Annotated in this window: 20 protein-coding genes and 1 riboswitch; of the genes, 9 read left to right on the forward strand and 11 right to left on the reverse strand. The window is 36.4% G+C overall.

Going from position 1 to position 18886, the window contains the following annotated elements; translation table 11 throughout:
- Positions 1 to 271: 271 nt before the first annotated feature.
- The gene (locus H4J62_RS02280) at positions 272 to 1246 is read right to left on the reverse strand and encodes a transposase (protein WP_182214484.1); all 975 of its coding nucleotides are present in this window, start codon (positions 1244 to 1246) and stop codon (positions 272 to 274) included.
- Positions 1247 to 1512: 266 nt separating this feature from the next.
- Here H4J62_RS02280 and H4J62_RS02285 point away from each other — a divergent pair, with 266 nt between their 5' ends.
- The 3 genes from H4J62_RS02285 (at position 1513) to H4J62_RS02295 (ending at position 3696) form a co-directional block, all read left to right on the forward strand.
- Positions 1513 to 2562: an HD domain-containing phosphohydrolase gene (locus H4J62_RS02285; RefSeq protein WP_182214486.1), complete on the forward strand. Its 1050-nt coding sequence runs from the start codon at positions 1513 to 1515 to the stop codon at positions 2560 to 2562.
- Complete coding sequence (locus H4J62_RS20610) at positions 2555 to 2965, forward strand: winged helix-turn-helix domain-containing protein (protein WP_182214488.1); 411 nt, start codon at positions 2555 to 2557, stop codon at positions 2963 to 2965. Before H4J62_RS02285 ends, H4J62_RS20610 begins: the two co-directional genes overlap by 8 nt.
- Before the next feature lie 80 nt (positions 2966 to 3045).
- Complete coding sequence (locus H4J62_RS02295) at positions 3046 to 3696, forward strand: hypothetical protein (RefSeq protein ID WP_182214489.1); 651 nt, start codon at positions 3046 to 3048, stop codon at positions 3694 to 3696.
- Between the two features lie 23 nt (positions 3697 to 3719).
- On the opposite strand, the gene H4J62_RS02300 is transcribed toward H4J62_RS02295, so the two are convergent.
- The 4 genes from H4J62_RS02300 to H4J62_RS02315 form a co-directional block, all read right to left on the reverse strand.
- Positions 3720 to 3995 carry a hypothetical protein gene (locus H4J62_RS02300; protein ID WP_182214491.1) on the reverse strand — a complete coding sequence of 92 codons (276 nt, stop codon included), beginning with the start codon at positions 3993 to 3995 and terminating at the stop codon, positions 3720 to 3722.
- Positions 3988 to 4695: an EAL domain-containing protein gene (locus H4J62_RS02305; RefSeq protein ID WP_182214493.1), complete on the reverse strand. Its 708-nt coding sequence runs from the start codon at positions 4693 to 4695 to the stop codon at positions 3988 to 3990. Before H4J62_RS02305 ends, H4J62_RS02300 begins: the two co-directional genes overlap by 8 nt.
- Positions 4679 to 5083: a helix-turn-helix domain-containing protein gene (locus H4J62_RS02310; protein ID WP_310733507.1), complete on the reverse strand. Its 405-nt coding sequence runs from the start codon at positions 5081 to 5083 to the stop codon at positions 4679 to 4681. Before H4J62_RS02310 ends, H4J62_RS02305 begins: the two co-directional genes overlap by 17 nt.
- Positions 5084 to 5243: 160 nt before the next feature.
- Positions 5244 to 5474 (reverse strand): hypothetical protein, encoded by a 231-nt coding sequence (locus tag H4J62_RS02315; protein WP_182214494.1) that lies wholly within the window; start codon positions 5472 to 5474, stop codon positions 5244 to 5246.
- Positions 5475 to 6453: 979 nt separating this feature from the next.
- Here H4J62_RS02315 and H4J62_RS02320 point away from each other — a divergent pair.
- Genes H4J62_RS02320 through H4J62_RS02335 form a run of 4 tightly spaced genes read left to right on the forward strand, consistent with a single transcriptional unit; the run spans position 6454 to position 8632 of the window.
- Positions 6454 to 6951 (forward strand): RNA polymerase sigma factor, encoded by a 498-nt coding sequence (locus H4J62_RS02320; RefSeq protein WP_182214496.1) that lies wholly within the window; start codon positions 6454 to 6456, stop codon positions 6949 to 6951.
- Positions 6944 to 7495, forward strand: a complete 552-nt coding sequence (locus H4J62_RS02325) for a hypothetical protein (RefSeq protein ID WP_182214497.1) — start codon at positions 6944 to 6946, stop codon at positions 7493 to 7495. Before H4J62_RS02320 ends, H4J62_RS02325 begins: the two co-directional genes overlap by 8 nt.
- Positions 7492 to 8034, forward strand: a complete 543-nt coding sequence (locus tag H4J62_RS02330; protein ID WP_182214499.1) for a DUF4252 domain-containing protein — start codon at positions 7492 to 7494, stop codon at positions 8032 to 8034. The genes H4J62_RS02325 and H4J62_RS02330 overlap by 4 nt, the downstream gene beginning before the upstream one ends.
- A 10-nt stretch (positions 8035 to 8044) precedes the next feature.
- The gene (locus H4J62_RS02335) at positions 8045 to 8632 is read left to right on the forward strand and encodes a DUF4252 domain-containing protein (RefSeq protein ID WP_182214501.1); all 588 of its coding nucleotides are present in this window, start codon (positions 8045 to 8047) and stop codon (positions 8630 to 8632) included.
- A gap of 63 nt (positions 8633 to 8695) precedes the next feature.
- Here the strand turns inward: H4J62_RS02335 and H4J62_RS02340 are convergent, their stop codons facing one another.
- From H4J62_RS02340 to H4J62_RS02360, 5 genes are all read right to left on the reverse strand, one after another.
- A complete protein-coding gene (locus tag H4J62_RS02340; protein WP_182214503.1) occupies positions 8696 to 10237 on the reverse strand; it encodes a S10 family peptidase in 1542 nt (513 codons plus the stop codon).
- A gap of 127 nt (positions 10238 to 10364) precedes the next feature.
- Entirely contained in the window at positions 10365 to 10937 is a 573-nt protein-coding gene (locus tag H4J62_RS02345; protein WP_182214504.1) for a HutD family protein, read from the reverse strand.
- Positions 10937 to 11782, reverse strand: a complete 846-nt coding sequence (gene fghA / locus H4J62_RS02350; RefSeq protein ID WP_182214506.1) for an S-formylglutathione hydrolase — start codon at positions 11780 to 11782, stop codon at positions 10937 to 10939. The genes H4J62_RS02345 and fghA overlap by 1 nt, the downstream gene beginning before the upstream one ends.
- 21 nt (positions 11783 to 11803) lie before the next feature.
- A complete protein-coding gene (locus H4J62_RS02355) occupies positions 11804 to 12952 on the reverse strand; it encodes an S-(hydroxymethyl)glutathione dehydrogenase/class III alcohol dehydrogenase (protein ID WP_220465219.1) in 1149 nt (382 codons plus the stop codon).
- Positions 12953 to 13146: 194 nt separating this feature from the next.
- A complete protein-coding gene (locus H4J62_RS02360; RefSeq protein WP_182214507.1) occupies positions 13147 to 14088 on the reverse strand; it encodes a tetratricopeptide repeat protein in 942 nt (313 codons plus the stop codon).
- A 154-nt stretch (positions 14089 to 14242) separates the two neighbouring features.
- Between H4J62_RS02360 and H4J62_RS02365 the strand changes: the two genes are divergently transcribed.
- Positions 14243 to 14752, forward strand: coding sequence for an outer membrane beta-barrel protein (locus H4J62_RS02365; RefSeq protein WP_182214509.1), 510 nt, complete (start codon positions 14243 to 14245; stop codon positions 14750 to 14752).
- 95 nt (positions 14753 to 14847) lie between these two features.
- On the opposite strand, the gene H4J62_RS02370 is transcribed toward H4J62_RS02365, so the two are convergent.
- Positions 14848 to 16524: a M1 family metallopeptidase gene (locus H4J62_RS02370; protein ID WP_220470065.1), complete on the reverse strand. Its 1677-nt coding sequence runs from the start codon at positions 16522 to 16524 to the stop codon at positions 14848 to 14850.
- A 174-nt stretch (positions 16525 to 16698) separates the two neighbouring features.
- Positions 16699 to 16820: riboswitch (TPP riboswitch) on the forward strand.
- A gap of 104 nt (positions 16821 to 16924) precedes the next feature.
- On the opposite strand from H4J62_RS02370, the gene thiC reads away from it, so the two are divergent.
- Positions 16925 to 18886, forward strand: coding sequence for a phosphomethylpyrimidine synthase ThiC (gene thiC, locus H4J62_RS02375; RefSeq protein ID WP_182214510.1), 1962 nt, complete (start codon positions 16925 to 16927; stop codon positions 18884 to 18886).

Consider the following 18886-nt stretch of genomic DNA (forward strand, 5'->3'; position numbering starts at 1 on the left):
TTGATTTATAGACACTCACGGTAAAAATCAAAAAGTAATTAAAATGACACTCATAATTAATATAATAATTAATATGACACTCATGCTAAAAAGCTAAATAGATGACAAATATACTTCAACATTTATGGAGTCCTCACCTATAAGAGATATTTTGACAATATATTCGTGTGTTAAAGAAAGATGTAGTCAATTTTCTCCCAAAATAACAATTTTTTGGCAAGGTTATTCACCCAAAGTCATTAATTAATAATTCACACCTCTTTTAATGTCTTCAAGCAAAGAGTTTATTGCAATGGCTTAAATTATGTCGTCGCTTTAATTGTTGATGCTCGCAGTAATCACTCAGCACATCTTCGTGGCCGATGGCACCATGAAATTGTGTTCTAAATTCGGTGGTGATGATTAACCAGTTGACCGCTGAAATATTTAATCGCTTGAGTATCTCTGGTTGTTTTTGTTCGATGAAACCCCGTTTATCTCCGCTAATACAACGGCCAGTTAACGTAATTAATTGAAGATAGTCGGCGAGTTCAAAAGGTAGGCCCTTTGGCATGTTTTTCCTGGGGTTACCAATAAAGGAAAGCAGGGTCTTGGGCTGCTGGCCCTTTTTTGCCTCTTTACAACGACGTTTTATGCTTGTGTGGGCTGAGCTCTCTGGTGTCTTTGCGATATTGGCTCGAATAGGGTTTAAATCAACATAGGCCATACAAGACGCTAACGCTGCTTCATCTAATAACGCTTGGGATTTAAAGCGTCCTTCCCAAAACCTACCGGTGCAGTTATCTTCTTGGTTAGCCGTTCTTGCAATACTTTCATTAATATACCCCATAAACCAACTGATTTTCATCAGGCGCTTTCGATAGACCTCTGCGGTTGCATTAACCTCATCAAGTAAGGGTTGAGCTAAGCGGTCACCGTTGCAATATTGTTTGGTCAGTAACGTGCCTTTGTGTATGCGGTGCCAACGCACAAGTACGTCAGTCATTGTCCACTGCTTCGCTTTTTCTTCATCAATAAATAACACCACATGATAGTGATTACTCATCACCGCATAGGCACAAACCTCAATCGCAAAGACTTGCGTTAGAAAATGCAGTTTGTCTTCCACCCAACCTCGCCGGTGCTCAAAACTTTGACCTGAAAAGGTATCTTCACCACATAAGAAAGCGCGTCGAACACAACGCGCCACACAATGGTAATAAGGTGTGTCTACTAAACTGATTTGTTGCTTCCTTGGCGTGGCCATAACTCACCTAAGATAAAGTAGCTTGATTACTTTAGCGTAGTACAAAGGGAAAACTTGTTCAATTTAGGATGAGTGTCTTGTTAATTTTTTTCAAATGAAAATAGATAAAAAAGATTTGACTAAAAGCAATCTTTTATATATTATTTTTTTCGCCAAATGGATGGGCGTATTACCAATGGGATGGTATCTAATTTTAAATAAAAACTGGGTGAATTTCACTCACTATTATTGACATTAATGTCAATATGGATATTAAAAAAGATACTATGAAAAAAATACAAACACACCTCGTCAAGATTGGGATGAAGGTTGTGAAACTCGACCGTCCTTGGTTAGAAACCCCCTATATTCTGCACAATTTTGTTATAAAATCTGAAAAACAATTAACTAAATTACGTAATTTATGTGATTTTGTGTATATTGATTCCAATGTTAACTATGCGCACAAACGTATTGAGAATTATTCATTTAGTATTGAAAATGAGAGAGTTGCTCACAAAAAAATCGAACATTCATTCAAATTACTCAACTTAGTTTTTAATAATATCAGTAAAAACGCATATATAAATTCTTATAAAATTCAATTAATGGTTAATCATTTAGTTATACAAGTGCTAGCTGATAAAAACACCTATTTATATTTAAATACTATACGGAGTAACGCGCCAACAATAGCTCAAAAGTCAGTGCGGGTTTTAATACTTTATATTACTTTATGTAAATATATAGGCATCAAAAAAGATAAATTATTAGAGCTTGGTTGTGCAGCCTTGTTACACGACATCGGGATGATTAATTTACCCATACATTTTAATAAAGCGGAAAAATTATCTGAAAATGAAATACTTCATTTACATACACATACAGATATAGGTGTCGCGTTAATACGAAAATCTGAAGATTTCCCTGACTTTATTTGTGATGTTATTGCTTCGCATCATGAATATTATAATGGTAACGGTTACCCATGCGGCCTATCAAAGAGAAATATAAACTTGTATTCTCGAATGTTAACCGTCGTTTGTACATACGAGGCCCTTACGAGGAATCGGCACTATAAAAAAGCACTAGATACTTACTCTGCGCTTACAGAGCTAACTAAGGTATCTGGTACGATGTTAGATCCTAGATTAGTTGGAAAATTGATTGAATTTATGGGCGTATTTCCCATAGATACAAGAGTGAAAACCTTACAAGGGTCATATGTCAAAATTATAAAGAAGCTTTCACACAATCGATATGAAGTCACAAACACCTTGAAAGAAAGAAGTTTTATTATCACAACTGATTTAATAGTGGGGGTGTATTGTGAGTAGTTTAACTTTCATTGATTTAACTGATATCGAAAAACAAAGTAAATACTTTCTCACAAAAAATACATCTATAAATACCTGCAATAATCGATGTAAATATTGTCCATTATTTCCTTATGAGAAGCTATCGGTTCAAGGGATCAATGAAACTCAAGATAGAAGAATATTTGACGTTAATGGCCAACAACATAAGTTGACCCAGCATGGCTTTCGATTAATGTGTGCGCTAACACGTTATTCAGGAACTATATTATCAAGAGAGTTCCTCAGTGAGTATGTTTGGCCTGAATCAGATGTTGTTGGAAACAACCTAAATGTTGCAATTTATGATTTACGTATATCATTTAGCAGCTCTTTAATAAAAATTGAAAACTATCGTAAAGAGGGCTACGGATTAAAATTATAAATTTTATAATAATTTTTTTTTATCAAAGATGATGTTTAATAGGCTTAAATATTTTTTTATGTTTATTAAACACTTATCAAATGGAAGACACACTCGAATTTACCATTAAGAATGCTGATTTTATTATAAAGAAATTCGGTATCTCTACACAAAACAATAAGGTTTGTTTATATTGTGAAGTTTTTTATATTACCAATATAGCAGAGCAAATCTCTTTAGATTTATACATAGATAGCTTAAACATTTTTCAAGTAATTCTCACATTAGAAAAAATCTTCAAACAAGTTGAATTAATACTAGACACCACCTTTCCATTATACATTAAAGTGCCTAAAATGCTTTGCAGCTTCGAAAAACTTGTACAAATAATTAAAAGCTCTAGCGGTATTAATTTAGTGATCAATATAACTGCAAATTGTCTAGCTTTACTTACTGCTACTCAAAGAGGCCAATTACAAAAATTGGCTAATGAATATAATACAGAGCTTTGGTTAACTGGGTTTAATATATTGTCTCTTAAAAAAGACGAATTAGATTATTTTGATTGCTTGTTGATCAACGATATTGAGTTTTACCAAGGATTAGCCAATGTTGCTTATAGTTCTTGTATTTCGTCAATAATCCCATGTTTTTTTAAACAACTTATTATTTATGGTGATGGAAAAACTAATGAAAACAACTTATTGGCTGGTACAGATAATACTTATTTGGAGACCAATAATTTAAAGTAAATATGTACCTTTCATTATATTCTCTAATCATATAAAGAACTTAAAAAATATTTTTCTTCATCCGTTATCAAGTTTATTCCATTGGAATTTTTTATTTTTGATATTTTATTTTTTTGAACAACGAGTTCCATTAAAAATAAACATAAACTCTGATAACTTGGTTCTAATTTTGTAACATCATCAGCACATTCGTCTAATTTCAGCAAGTGAAGGTTTATTTTCAATAATTCATCATCATTCATATATTGGGTTAATAATTCAAATTCTTTGATGATTTTATCTTTAGTTACCCTATACATTTATAGTCTTCTTAGCTTGTGAGAAATAATACCCTTGCATCAGTACATTTGGAATTTTTGAAACTAACTCCACATGCTTATTTGACTCTATTCCTTCAACGATAACGTTATGGTGTTTTGCTAAATAACGTAATAAACTGTCAAGAAATAATAGGTCCTCAGGTAATAGAGACCAAAAAAGTTCTTTGGATACTTTAATAACACTAAAAGTGATTTTATTTGAGTTGACGATGTCGAAATTTGATTGACTAGTGCCAAAGTCATCTAGCCATAGATTAACATTTGGAAAATCATTTATTATTTCTAATACCCCCAATTCAAAATAATCAAATTTATTGACATCATTTTCTAATATTTCTAGGGCATATTTCTGATACTCAAAACTATTAAATAATGGGAAAAATTCGCTAAAATTTCGAATGACTTCTATAGGAGTATTAAGACTAATTCGGTATTTTCTATTTTTAGGCTCTTTTGCAATATTACTTAGAATTAGCCTAAATAATTTAACATGCTCGTATTCGGTTAAGCATTTAAAAAATATAGCGGGTGGTATGACGCTATTTATACGTGTTATAGTACAAAGCAGCTCAGCGTTTTCGCAATCATCAATAGTCGTCATGATCGCCTCTAACCTCGGGGCAATGTTAACTTCCCCCCATACATGTGTATTAATAGTAAACTCATCTAATATATGCATACTGGATCCCATTATAGATTGACTCACTATCTGCAGTAGTTAATACGTAACCATGGCCTCTAACATTTTCAATTCGTAGATTCGTATGCCTCAAGAGAGTTCTTATTTCAGATATAGCAACAGTTAAGTTATTTCTAACAACATTAGAATCTGGCCAGCCATATTGCTGTAAATAATGGAAACTCAATGTTTTTTCTTTTTGCCTTAATAATGCACACAACACTCTAAAAGATCTGCTGGAAAACTTTATATTTTGTTTCTCGATATTAATTGATTGATCAGTAGTAGAAATTGATACGTCATACTTCACGTTGCGAATGAAGCTTAAAGGACATTTACTACAATACATTTCACAAGGTTCTGATATGATGTTATTTGTTATATCCATGTTGTTTTTCTCCCTTTTTTACATCTATTACTGGATTAAATTAAAGTAGTTCATCCTTGAACTCAGAAGGTTAACTCTTTTATGATTTTGAGTATTAGCCGACTGTATTACTGCCCCCAGTAATAATGTATAATTTGTTCTACGATGAGCTAGCTACGTTTCAGAATTTGTGGAATAGTGATTCATTACCGTCACATATTTTGTCTTCAGAAAGTAACTTTCCAAATCGAGAATCAAAGTCGTTACATAGAACTCGTAAATATTCAATATGAATACACAGCGGAGAAAGATCATTACGTTCAATGAACAAAATTGATTCATCAATTAGCTCTTTGGCAAAATTAAGAAAAAATAAATTTTCTTCTTTGCTATTGTTGAAAGCTTGATTCATATGCACCCACCTATGTAATTAATGGGTTATTCTTACATAATAATTTTTAGTTTAAATTATTATAAATTTAATAATTATTTAAACTCGTTTGGGATGAATAGGGAGATTACTATTGGACTACATATTATTTCTTGCTGATTAATTGCAGCAATTAATCAGACACTCACGGTAAAAAGCTAAACATATGACACATATACTTCAACATTTATGGAGTCCTCAGCTATAAGAGATATTTTGACAATATATTCATGTATTAAAGAAAGATGTAGTCAATTTGATCCCAAAATAACAATTTTTTGGCAAGGTTATTCCTCCAAAATCATGGGTTAATAATTTACACCTGTTTTTAATGTCTTCAAGCAAAGAGTTTATTGCAATGGCTTAAATTATGTCGTCGCTTTAATTGCTGATGCTCGCAATAATCACTCAGCACATCTTCGTGACCGATAGCACCATGAAATTGTATTCTAAATTCGGTGGTGATGATTAACCACTAAAGCAACAAAAACCGAAAAAAACAAAAAACTGAGTAATTACTTCACTTTTTACTTTACACTTATAGAGTTGTTACTCTATAATGCTTTTGTTCTCTTTTAGTGAGCACCTGTTGTAATAATTTTATATTTTAGCTTCCCCAAAGCTATCCAGCCGATGAACTTGTTTTCATCGGTTTTTTTATGTCTAAAATTCAATGAAATATAAAAAACACCTGTCGCAATTATAATAGCCATCACTAAAAGTTGGCTTTAATCGACTCGATTAATCTTATTCATAAAAGTTTTCTACTTAATCTCATTTTATCCATAGACTCATACTTAGCTATAACACGGTGATTAACCTCTGTATCACCGGTCATTTCGCCCTATTAGTTATATTGACCTATTTATCATACCCATTACTTTAGCGACTCTTTTAATAATAAATTAAAAATAAAATACTTAATTTGTAACCTTTCGCAAAGTAGTGCGTAATTATAACTATGAAAGGAAATAAATTTAATAAAATACTCGAACAACATCAGCAACGAATCTATTCGTTAGCCTTGTATATTTTACGTGATAAACATGAAGCGGAAGATATTACACAAGATGTTTTTACGCGTTTATGGAATAACATCCAACAGGTAGATATTGAAAAAGTATCGGCTTGGCTATCTACGGTAACCCGTAATGCTTGTATTGATAAATTGCGTAAGCGTAAGGAATTCAGCCAAGTTGAAGAAGAGCATCAATTGACACAAAAACATGAAGAACCGGCAGGGAATTTACAGCACCAACAATTAAGTCGTTGGTTAAGCGAGGCGATTGCTTGTTTAAAAGAACCCTATAGTTCGTTGATTATGTTATGTGATGTACAACAAAACAGCCAAAGTATTGCGGCGAAATCACTTAACTTAACCACCAGCCAAGTAAAAGTCTATTTACATCGTGCACGACGTGAATTGCGAAATAATTTAAAGGGGTATACCCATGAATAATAAAGAATCATGGCAGAAACCATTAGATGATTTTTTAGCGAACAATGACCTTTCAGCTGACACCCGCGTGCTAGCAAGAGTATTGTCCGAGAGCAGTGAATTAACTAATGAACAACTTAGTAACCAACAAATTGCTGAGTTGGAAACAGCGTTACATATTGAACAACATTTAAATGACATAGGTTTGCAGCCTTTATCAGCCGATTTGAAAAACAAGTTACAGGGCATTAGCAAAACTGAAAAAAGCAGTCATGTGATTTTTGGCTACTTTACGCCTAGCTGGAAAAAACTTAGTGCGCTAGCCGCAACCGTTACCGCTATCGCTTTACTCAACACCAATATACTAAGTGATCCTATAAATAAACAGCCATCACTGGCAGAGATACAACATGCTGAGCAAGAGTTAGCAATCGCTTTGCAATATATATCATTCGCTAAAAAAATATCAACAGAGCAAATAAAGCAAACATTTGACGAAAATATACAACAACCATTGAACCAAGGTTTATTTAAACCACTTAATCATTTTAAGGAAACATCATGAAAAAATTATTATTAGCACTTATTTTATTTAGTTCATCATTATTAATGAGCAGTTCAGCTTTTGCCGATGACATTACAAAAGAGCGAGGTTATGTAGACTTTGCCAGCCTTAACTCAGTTTATGGTGAACCTAAAGTGATGGTTAATTTAAATAAAACCATGTTAGGTTTTATTAGCAAAATTAATCTGTCTGATCCAGAAGCATCAGAGTTAATCAGCAAATTAAAAGCTGTTCGTGTACAAATCTATAATATGAAAGGTAGCGATCAACCGGCAATAGATTTAATTGCAAAAGTCAGCAAAGATATTCAATCTAAAAACTGGTTACCTATTGTATCGGTCAATGAAGAAGATGAAAAGGTACGAGTATTCACCAAAATCACTGATGACCTTATGGATGGTTTAGTGGTTATGGTTATTAACAATAAAAGTGATAAAGACGGTCGTGAAGCGGTATTTATTAACATTGTTGGTGAAATAGACCCGGCACAAATTAATAAAGTAACCAAATCACTTAACATTGATATTGACTTAAAATAACGAGTAAACCATGAAACTATCTCACTATTTTTTAAAGAAAGTGACCTTACTATTAGCAATTGCAGCAAGCTTTTTCTTAACCGGGTGCGGCATTACCGCAGGGGGACTTCACAGTCATGCTGGCTATGCCGATATTGAATCACCTTATTGGTGGCAAGCTGACAGCGAAATAAACTTGTCTTTAGGTCCATTAGCCATTGGCACAGCACGTTGGGTTATTGATGCCGATGAAGACCCTGAAATTGATGCTTTATTGGATGACGTAGATGGTGTTCGTATAAGTGTTTATAACGTTGAAAAAAACAGTGAGTTGTTTAAAGATAATTTCATTGAAACTCAAGCTAATTTACGTGCCGATGGTTGGCAACATGTAGTAAGAATGAATGATGATGAATCAACTGATTACTCACTGATGTTCATCAAGTCAAACGGTGAAGTAATTGATGGTTTAGTTGTACTGTCACTTTCAGATAATGAGGCGGTATTTGTCAATATTATTGGTAATATCCACCCTAACTCTTTTGAACCTATTATGGAGCAGGTTTATAAGAAAAATGATGTGGCAAAAAGATTTAAAGAAGTAGATGAAGAGGAATAACATATTAGCCGATTAAGTTATAAATGATAACTTAATCGGCTTGCTTTTAAGTGCTAAGAAAATTTATCGTGGCGAAGCAGCTTTGTATTTAGCGGCTTGTTTATTATCAGGTAAAGACGCTTTAATAAATTGACGAATATCATCATTCGCCGCTTTTAAATCTTCATAGCGAAGGTACATCATATGACCACTGCGGTAGCCTTTAAAAGACAAGCGGTCTTGCATTTTACCACTTTGATCTAACTGCCACATAGTGTACTTAGCATCAAAATAGTTAGTCGCACCATCGTAGTAACCGGCTTGGAACATGACATTTAAATAAGGGTTTTGTGCCATCGCTAAACGTAAGTTTTTACCGGTATTATTGTTAGTGCGATCCCACGGATGTACATCACCGAACATATTATATTTAATGTCTGTTTTATAGTTTAACTCTTCGCGTAAATAGTAATTAATGGCGGGCGTGAAACTGTGCAGCCATGACGTTAATTCCGCATTGTAGTCAGGACGTGAACCGGTTGTTTTCTCGTCAATACCTAAGTAACGTGAATCTAAACGACCAATTGTTTGCTCACGGTCACGTAATAGTTCTTTCCAAAAATAGGAAGCGCTAATATCTAAATTACTGCGTAATACTTCAGTGACCGAAAGTCCTGAATAATAAGAGACCTTTTCAGCTATCGCCTGTTTTTCTGCTGGGCTAATAAAGCCACCTTTAGCGAGTGCAGGTATGTATTGCTCAATAGTAAACTTTTCAACTTCAGGCAAAATATCCAATAAGTCTTTTTGCTGTAAATCGCTCTTTAGTGCTTGGTGATACCAGGCAGCAGCTGCAAAATAAGGTAGGCGATTTGCGGCCTTTACTGGTCCGTCACGCTTAATACCAATATCGGTTGGCGACACGAGAATCACGCCATTTAAATACATCCACTGACGTGATTGTAGTTCTAAAGCTAAACCTGAAACACGGGTAGTACCATAACTTTCACCGATTAAATATTTTGGTGAACGCCAGCGCTCATTCCGGGTCACAAAAGTATTAACCCAGTCTGCTAGATATTTGATGTCGGCATTGACACCAAAAAACATCGATTTTTGTTGTTCTTTCGAAGGCATCTTGCCCTCTTTGTCGGGTAAAACTCGTGAATAACCCGTATTTACTGGGTTAACAAAAACGATATCGGCAACATCTAAAATTGAATAGTCATTGGTCTTAACACCGTAAGGCTGCAATGGATATCCTTCGTCATCAACATTTAAAACACGTGGGCCGGTGTAGGCAACATGCATCCAAACAGATGCTGAACCTGGGCCGCCGTTAAAAGAAATTAATAAAGGTCGTGCGCTTTTATTCTTAACATTGCTGCGTTGGTAATAGGTATAAAACAAACTCGCGGTTGGGTTACCCTCACTGTCCCATACGGGTTGAGTACCTGTAGTGGCAGTGTAGTCGAATTTTTTACCATTAACCTTAGTACTATGTTTTGTGGTTGAGCTTTCGTCGATAGGTAACTTGCGGCTATTGTCAGCAGTATTCTCAGCATTAGCAAACGGTGAGAATATCAGCAACAAGGCGAATACTTTGACTAAATGGTGTGCTTTCATTTTAACGTCCTGTGCATTGAATTTTTATTAATATCTCCATACTCTAAAACAGAAAAAATATTATCGCTGAAATAAAAGTTTAAATGACTCTTTTCAGCGATAAACACCTGCTGTCACTAAATTTTGCCTAGGTATTTTGCGTTAAGTAAACCACGATCAGCTTTTGTCCTGTAATCGTCATCTCCCCTGCTTTAAGGGTATTCAATTTCAATAAATGCCCTGCCTTTATTATTTGGTGATTTTGGTATGACGTTAACTGGAATGCACCCGATAAACTGTAAACAAAGCATAAGTCTGCAGCTTTAAGTTCAACTGTTTGTTGAGCTAGCAAGGTTTCCACAACGGCCGAGCACTTTTCTTTATCGGTAATAATATTAAAATCGGTAATTTCGCCTGCAGGTAAATGTCCAACGGTTCGACAACCCCCATCAAAATTGGCGACATCGAGGATATTATTCAACTGATCAGTTTTACGGTTATCGTGTTGTAAATTAATGCCCTTACCGGCAATGAGAATGAGATTACGCTGATAACCTGAAAAATCAGAAAAGACCCCATCTTCAACAACATTCGCCATACTCAAGCGCCAAATAAAGTCAGCTAAAGTACCGCCGTCATTAATCGCCAATTCAATAGTTTCACCTTGGCCATTTTTCCATGGGATAGTCTTAAAATGTTCAGGTGAAATAACTGTAAACATTAAGATTGCCCCAAATGTTTCGCATGGAAACATAAGTGACTTTCAATAAAACTGGCGATGAAAAAGTAACTGTGATCATATCCCTGATGTTGGTTAAGTATTAGTGGATAGTTATTACTCAGCGCCGCTGAAATCAATGATTCTGGCTGAAGTTGCTCGTGCAAAAAGTCATCGGCTAAACCTTGATCAACCAATGCCGGTATATGCTGTGTACTTGCTTTCATCAACACGCTTGCATCATGTTGCTGCCATAAAGCTTTATCATCACCTAAATAAGCGCTAAACGCTTTTTGTCCCCAAGGGCTATTAATTGGATTAGCGATGGGGCTAAAAGCAGATACCGAACAATATTTATCAGGATTTTTTAGCGCTATCGTTAACGCGCCATGCCCACCCATTGAATGACCACTGATTGATTTTTTACTCGATACAGGAAAGTTTTCTGCAATTAACGCTGGCAATTCATTAACAATATAATCATACATTTTATAATGAGTAGACCAAGGTTTCTCGGTGGCATTTATATAGAAACCCGCACCTAACCCTAGATCGTAAGACTGGTTTTCATCATCGGCAACATCATCCCCGCGCGGGCTGGTATCAGGACAAACAATGGCTATACCGAGTGCCGATGCCATGCGCTGTCCTCCTGATTTCTGTACAAAGTTTTCATCGGTACAGGTCAGTCCTGAAAGCCAATATAAAACCGGCACTGGTGAATGCTTGCTGGCACCCTCAGGTAAATAAATAGCGAAACGCATCGGACATTTTAGACTTTCAGCATGATGTTGAAAATGCTCTTGAACGCCACCAAACATTTTATTACTGCTAATTTTTTCTAACATGATCTTCAACCTTTTAGGTACTTATGAATGGTTAAAATGAATAACACTACGAATACTCTTACCTTCGTGCATTAATTCAAAGGCCTCATTAATTTTTTCTAACGACATGGTATGGGTAATAAAGTCGTTTAAAGCAAATTCACCGGCAAGATAGCGTTCAACATACTCAGGTAACTCACTACGACCTTTCACCCCACCAAAGGCAGTACCACGCCATACTCGACCAGTAACCAGTTGAAATGGGCGAGTTGAAATCTCTTGTCCTGCGCCAGCAACACCAATAATAATAGACTCACCCCAGCCTTTATGACAACACTCTAAGGCCGAACGCATCACATTAACATTACCGATACATTCAAAAGAGTAGTCAACACCACCATCGGTTAATTCAACAATAACGTCTTGAATAGGTTTATCGTAATCTTTTGGATTAATACAGTCTGTTGCACCCAGCTTTTTGGCTAACTCAAATTTACTTTCGTTGATATCAATCGCAATAATACGGCTTGCTTTCGCCATAGCAGCGCCAATAATAGCCGACAAACCAATACCACCTAAACCAAAAATAGCCACGGTATCACCTACTTCAACTTTCGCCGTATTCATGACTGCGCCCATCCCGGTAGTTACTCCGCAACCCAATAAACACACTTCTTCAAGCGGTGCTTTAGGGTTAACTTTCGCTAAAGATATTTCAGGTAAAACAGTATATTCAGAGAAAGTAGAACAGCCCATATAATGAAATATAGCTTTGCCGTTTAATGAAAATCTCGAGGTGCCATCAGGCATTAAACCTTTACCTTGGGTTTCGCGAATTTTTTGACACAGGTTGGTTTTACCCGATTTACAGAATTTACACTCACCACATTCAGGTGTGTATAAAGGAATGACATGATCGCCAACCGCAACACTGGTGACACCCTCACCTATTTGTTCAACAATTCCGCCACCTTCATGCCCTAAAATGACTGGAAATATTCCTTCAGGGTCTTCGCCTGAAAGCGTGAAAGCATCGGTATGACAAACGCCTGAAGCGATGATTTTAACGAGAACCTCGCCTTTTTTGGGAAGTTCTACATCAATTTCTTCAATTGTTAAGGGTTTATTTGGCCCCCAAGCAATTGCAGCTTTAGATTTGATGGTGTTTAGTTTTTGCGTAACTGCTGACATATGAATTGACCTGATTACATTCTTTAAAGACAATGATAGTGGATAAATATCAGGAATAACAGCCTATTGAAATGGATAAAATTATTTTAGCCCGATTAATAAATTGGGCTTTACTATGATGGCGAGATATTAACCATAAGGATTTATCAAACCTTTTTGCAGTATGCTTTGTTATCGACTCCCTCTTAAAGGTTTTATAATTCACCCTTAAGGTCATTAAGCTTTAATAGCAGGTTTGGCGCTAAGAGTTCTTCGTTAATGGCCAGTAATAGCTCCTCGGCTTGTTCTTTATCACCGCCCAGCAACTTTATTTCGGCTAAGTACAATTTTGCATGAGAGGCTTTCACAACATCTAAAGCAATGTCAGCATGCTTAATTGCGGCTAAATAACTTTTTTCAGCCAATGAGAATTGTTCAGCGTGTTGTTGTGCTTGCGCTAAATTAAAATGTACTGTCGCTATTTGTTGTTCATTGCCATATTTATAACTCCAAGGAACGGTTGCATACCAGTGAGCAAGTGCTTCATCATACAATTCAAGTTGCCTAGCGACGTGCCCTAAATGACCAAAAAGATCCATCATAAACTGCGGATTATGACTGTTTTTATATTTTTCTTTTAAAGCATTAAGTGACTCATAGGCTTCAGGTAACTCACCAATAAACATTTGTAAGTTAGCAATTTCAATAAGTTTAATTGGAGATGGATAAACTTCATTCATTATTGCTAATTGTGCTTTTGCTTTATAAATATAACGCTTCCCTTCTACTAAGTCGCCATGACTAAGTAAACACTTAGCATAATACATATAAAGAGTGACTTGAAAAGGGATCGGTAGGTCTTCATCGTTTATCCAACGCTTTGTTTCTTGGTAAAGCTCATCACTGTGTTGCAAAATAAATAGCGAGGATAATTTGAATTGCATTAAGCTAAACCAGATGCGGCTTTTCGGCTGTACTTGGGTTAATTCAATATTAACTTTTTCTAGGCATGATGATGGCGAGCGCTGACATAGCTTTGCTGTGCTCTCACTTTTCATTGCATAACTTTTTGCAACCGGTAAGCAAAAAACCCACAATAATAGTGCTATAAGTCCAAGTAAATAAAGTTTTGAAGAGATAAAAAAATGTTTATTCATCGTTAAATATTGCCACTGATGTTATTAATTGCCAAGTGCCGGACTATAATTTATTAAAGATTATTGAACAAAAAATATCTTGGTGTTAAGCTCTGCGCGAAATCTTCACCTTAATTTAACCTAAAGTTAACCCAAATAAAATAAAGGATTTATTATGTTTAAGAAAACCGCTATTGCACTCACTCTTTTCAGTCTTTCCCTAACAGCCGTAGCTGCTGATTGGCAAGTGGGCGGTGGATTCGGTCAGTTATCTGATAGCTCTGATGGCGACGATATTTCTTTGAACTTTATCTATGGCTCAGTGGCATATAAAATTGAAAATTCAGCGAAAAATTTTTACTTGATGCCTGAACTTCGTCTCGGTTCTGGTGTTGGTGACGACTCACTTTACGGTGCTAAAATTGAAGTAGAAAGCTTACTCGCTTTGTCTTTGCGTGGTCAATACGACTTCAACAATCGCGCATATGTTTATGTAATGCCGTCTTATGCAAACTTAGACCTCAAAGCAAGCTACCGTGGCGAATCAGCGTCTGATGATTCATGGGAGTTTGGTTTCGGCGCTGGTGTTGGTTATAGCCTCAATAAAAAAGTGAGCGTTGAAGCCTCTTATGAAACGTATGACGGTACTAAATTACTTTCTGTTGGTTTTAAATACGCTTTTTAAGCGCAATATTTAACTGACCGTTGACGTATAAGGAGAGCAATAAGCTCTCCTTTTTAATTTTATACCGTTAATTTTTAAAACTTTAATTTTTAAAACTAATGACCTAAAACACTGAGCGTCGAAATATAAAAGTTAGCATCAACGGCTATATTTGGATTTTCCTGCTCAAGTTCAACAGTAGTCCAAGTTGCTGTTGGTGCCAGCCACTGTGTTTTACCAGCAATAGTGACGCGTAACGGCATATCAAAACCCTTAACCACGTTACCCCAACGAATTTTCATCACTTTATCTTTAATAAAATATTCGAAAGTGGGAATACGTATATCACGTAAATATTGATCAAAGACCTTACTTAAGTCGATACCTGATTGTGTGCTAATGTAGTTTTCAATATCTTGGGTAGTCACTGTTTGATGATAAAAAACCTTACCTAGTCCTCGGAGTATTTCTCGCCATTTTCTATCATTATTAATCACTTGGCGAATGGTATGCAGCATATTGCCACCTTTATCGTACATATCACCAGAACCACCGCGATTAGCATTATATTCGCCAATAATAGGGGATTGATTACCAATATTCATCCGTTGACCACGAACGTATTCAAAGGCTTGCTCTTTAGTGAAATGATACTCTAAAAATAGACTTTCTGAGTAGTTAGTAAAGCTCTCATGGATCCACATATCGGCAACATCTTTATTGGTGATGTTATTGGCAAACCACTCGTGACCTGATTCATGAACAATAATAAAATCAAATAATAATCCTGGGCCAGTACTACTTCTATCACGCCCTAAATAACCATTTTGATAACCATTACCATAAGTCACCGAACTTTGATGCTCCATCCCTAAATATGGTGCTTCCACCAGTTTATAACTGTCTTCATAAAACGGATAAGGACCAAACCAATGCTCGAACGCTTCAATGGTTCGTTTCGCTTCTTTAAACTGTTTTCTTGCTTTCGCTAAGTTTTCCCGTAAAACATAGTAGTCCATATCAAGCTGACCTTTTTCACCTTGATACTTTTCACCAAAATGAACATAGTCACCAATGTTAATATTGACCCCATAATTATTAATAGGATTCACAACTTGCCAATGATAAATTTTTGTTTTATCAATTTTATTGTGTTCAACTTTAATTAATCGACCATTAGACACATCCATTAAATGTTCTGGCACTTCAACGCTGATTAACACGCCATTGTTGGGTTCGTCGGCAGGATGATCTTTATTTGGCCACCAAATACTAGAGCCAATGCCTTGATTTGAAGTGGCAATAAAGTCGAGGCCATTACTGTCTTTCTTCCAAGTAATACCGCCATCCCATGGGGCGTTTTTTGCGGTAACGGGCTGTCCAGAGAAGTACATAGTTATCTTCTGCTCCGAGCCTATTTCTTGCTTACTGGCTGGGGTAATAAAATAAGAATAGCCATCTTGCCCTACTTCAAGCGCTTTACCATTTTGGTGTACTTTCTCAAGCTTCATTGGCGCCTGTAGTTCTATTTGTAAACGTTCACCTTTAGCTAACACCTTATAAGTCATGGTGTTTTTACCTGAAAAAAGCTTAGTTTCAGGGTCAACTTTTACATTAAGATGATAATGAATTAAATCCCACCACTTTCTTTCTGGTGTAATAGTACCCCGTAATTTTTCTTGGTGCGTTACCTTGCCACTTTCTTGTTGCCAATTACTCGCGCTAACATGCCCAGCAAAAACCATAGCGCAAACTAAGCCAGCAAGTGAAGTCGTTATCCGTTTTTTTATCATTGTTATTGTCCTAACACTCTCTCGTATACAATATACTAGCATTGTGTAATATAAATTGTGAACCCTAAAAAGGGTAAGATCTGTCAACGACTCACATCGTTATCTAAAAATTAATTATAACCAAATACAACATTATGATTGCGTATTTTGAAACTAATACGATAGAATCACCACAATTACTTGTCGGAGTGCTGAGATTATTTCTAAAGAAATATTCAAAGCTGAGATCGCGAAAGCGGGATCCGTAGAACCTGATCAGATTAATATCTGCGTAAGGGAACAAGGTAAAATATAGCGGTTAAAGCATTAATATTTAATCCGTTTTATTTTTTCCTCACTCTACACTTCGTCTTTTTTTACTGCATTTATAACAAAATGCAACTTATTAAAAGGCAGCATAATGACCAAAAAAGCTAACAAACTCACTCGCAGAGAACGTCGCGAACAAGCTGAAACATTCTTAAAAAACGTTTCTGATCAATCATTCCCAAATTCTAAAAAAGTTTATGTGCAAGGTAAAATTCACGATATCAAGGTAGGTATGCGCGAAATCACCTTGTCTGATACTTTATTAGCGGGTAATAAAGATAAGCCAACCTACGAAAAAAATGAACCTCTTTGCGTCTACGATACCTCAGGTTTTTATACCGATGAAAGTGTCGAGATAGACGTACACAAAGGTATTCCTCGCCTGCGTGAAAGTTGGATTGATAGTCGTGGTGATGTTGAGCTCTTAACATCAAATAGCTCTACTTATGCTCAACAACGTTTAGCTGACGATGGTGTTGACGCGATACGCTTTGAACACTTACCTAAAATGCGTGTTGCTAAAAAAGGTCAAAACGTTACCCAAATGCACTATGCTCGCCAAGGGATCATTACCCCTGAAATGGAATATATTGCCATTCGTGAAAATTTAAAACGTGAAGAGGTCAAAGATAAAACCTTACTACTACAACATAAAGGTCAGTCATTTGGCGCCAGTATTCCAGCGCAAATTACCGCAGAGTTTGTCCGTGATGAAGTCGCGCGTGGCCGAGCAATTATTCCGGTAAACATTAACCACCCAGAATGTGAGCCGATGATTATTGGTCGTAACTTTTTAATTAAAGTAAATGCCAATATTGGTAATTCGGCGGTGACCTCTTCCATTGAAGAAGAAGTAGAAAAACTGGTTTGGTCGACCAAGTGGGGCGCAGACACGGTAATGGATTTATCAACGGGTCGTAATATTCATGAAACCCGCGAATGGATCATGCGCAACTCGCCAGTGCCCATTGGTACGGTGCCTATCTATCAAGCGCTAGAAAAAGTAAATGGCGTGGCAGAAGACTTAACCTGGGAAATTTTCCGCGATACCCTTATCGAACAAGCCGAGCAAGGTGTTGATTATTTTACCATTCATGCCGGTGTATTATTACGCTATGTTCCAATGACCGCTAAGCGTGTCACCGGTATTGTCTCACGTGGTGGTTCAATTATGGCGAAGTGGTGCTTAGCGCATCATAAAGAAAATTTTTTATACACCCACTTTGAAGATATTTGTGAAATATTAAAGCAATACGATGTCTCGTTTTCACTCGGCGACGGTTTACGCCCGGGCTCGGTTGCTGATGCCAACGATGAAGCACAATTTGCCGAATTACATACCTTAGGCGAATTAACTAAAATTGCTTGGCAGCATGATGTACAAACGATTATTGAAGGCCCCGGGCATGTGCCACTGCATATGATCAAAGCAAATATGGACGAGCAACTTAAACATTGTGGTGAAGCACCTTTTTATACGTTAGGTCCGTTAACGACTGATATTGCACCGGGTTATGACCATATTACTTCGGGTATTGGCGCCGCTAATATTGGTTGGTACGGTTGTGCCATGCTTTGTTATGTCACTCCTAAAGAACATTTAGGCTTACCCAATAAAGAAGATGTTAAAGAAGGTTTAATGACCTATAAAATTGCTGCCCATGCCGGCGATTTAGCAAAAGGTCATCCGGGGGCACAAATTCGTGATAATGCGATGAGCAAAGCGCGCTTTGAATTTCGTTGGTACGATCAATTTAATATCGGTTTAGACCCTGAAAGAGCCAAGGCTTATCACGATGAAACCTTGCCACAAGAATCAGGTAAAGTTGCCCACTTCTGCTCTATGTGTGGTCCAAAATTTTGTTCGATGAAAATATCTCAGGAAGTACGTGACTATGCCGCGGGTCTTGAAGCCAGCAATAAAATAGAAATACAGTTACTTGACGAAGTCATTGTTTTAGATGCAACGCCAACCGATATTGCACAAGGCATGGCTGAAAAGTCGGCGGAATTTAAAGCGACCGGTAGTGAAATTTACCATCAGGTGAAATAG

Origin of the sequence: Colwellia sp. BRX8-5, assembly GCF_014077325.1 — a bacterium.
Classification (GTDB): Bacteria; Pseudomonadota; Gammaproteobacteria; order Enterobacterales; family Alteromonadaceae; genus Colwellia_A.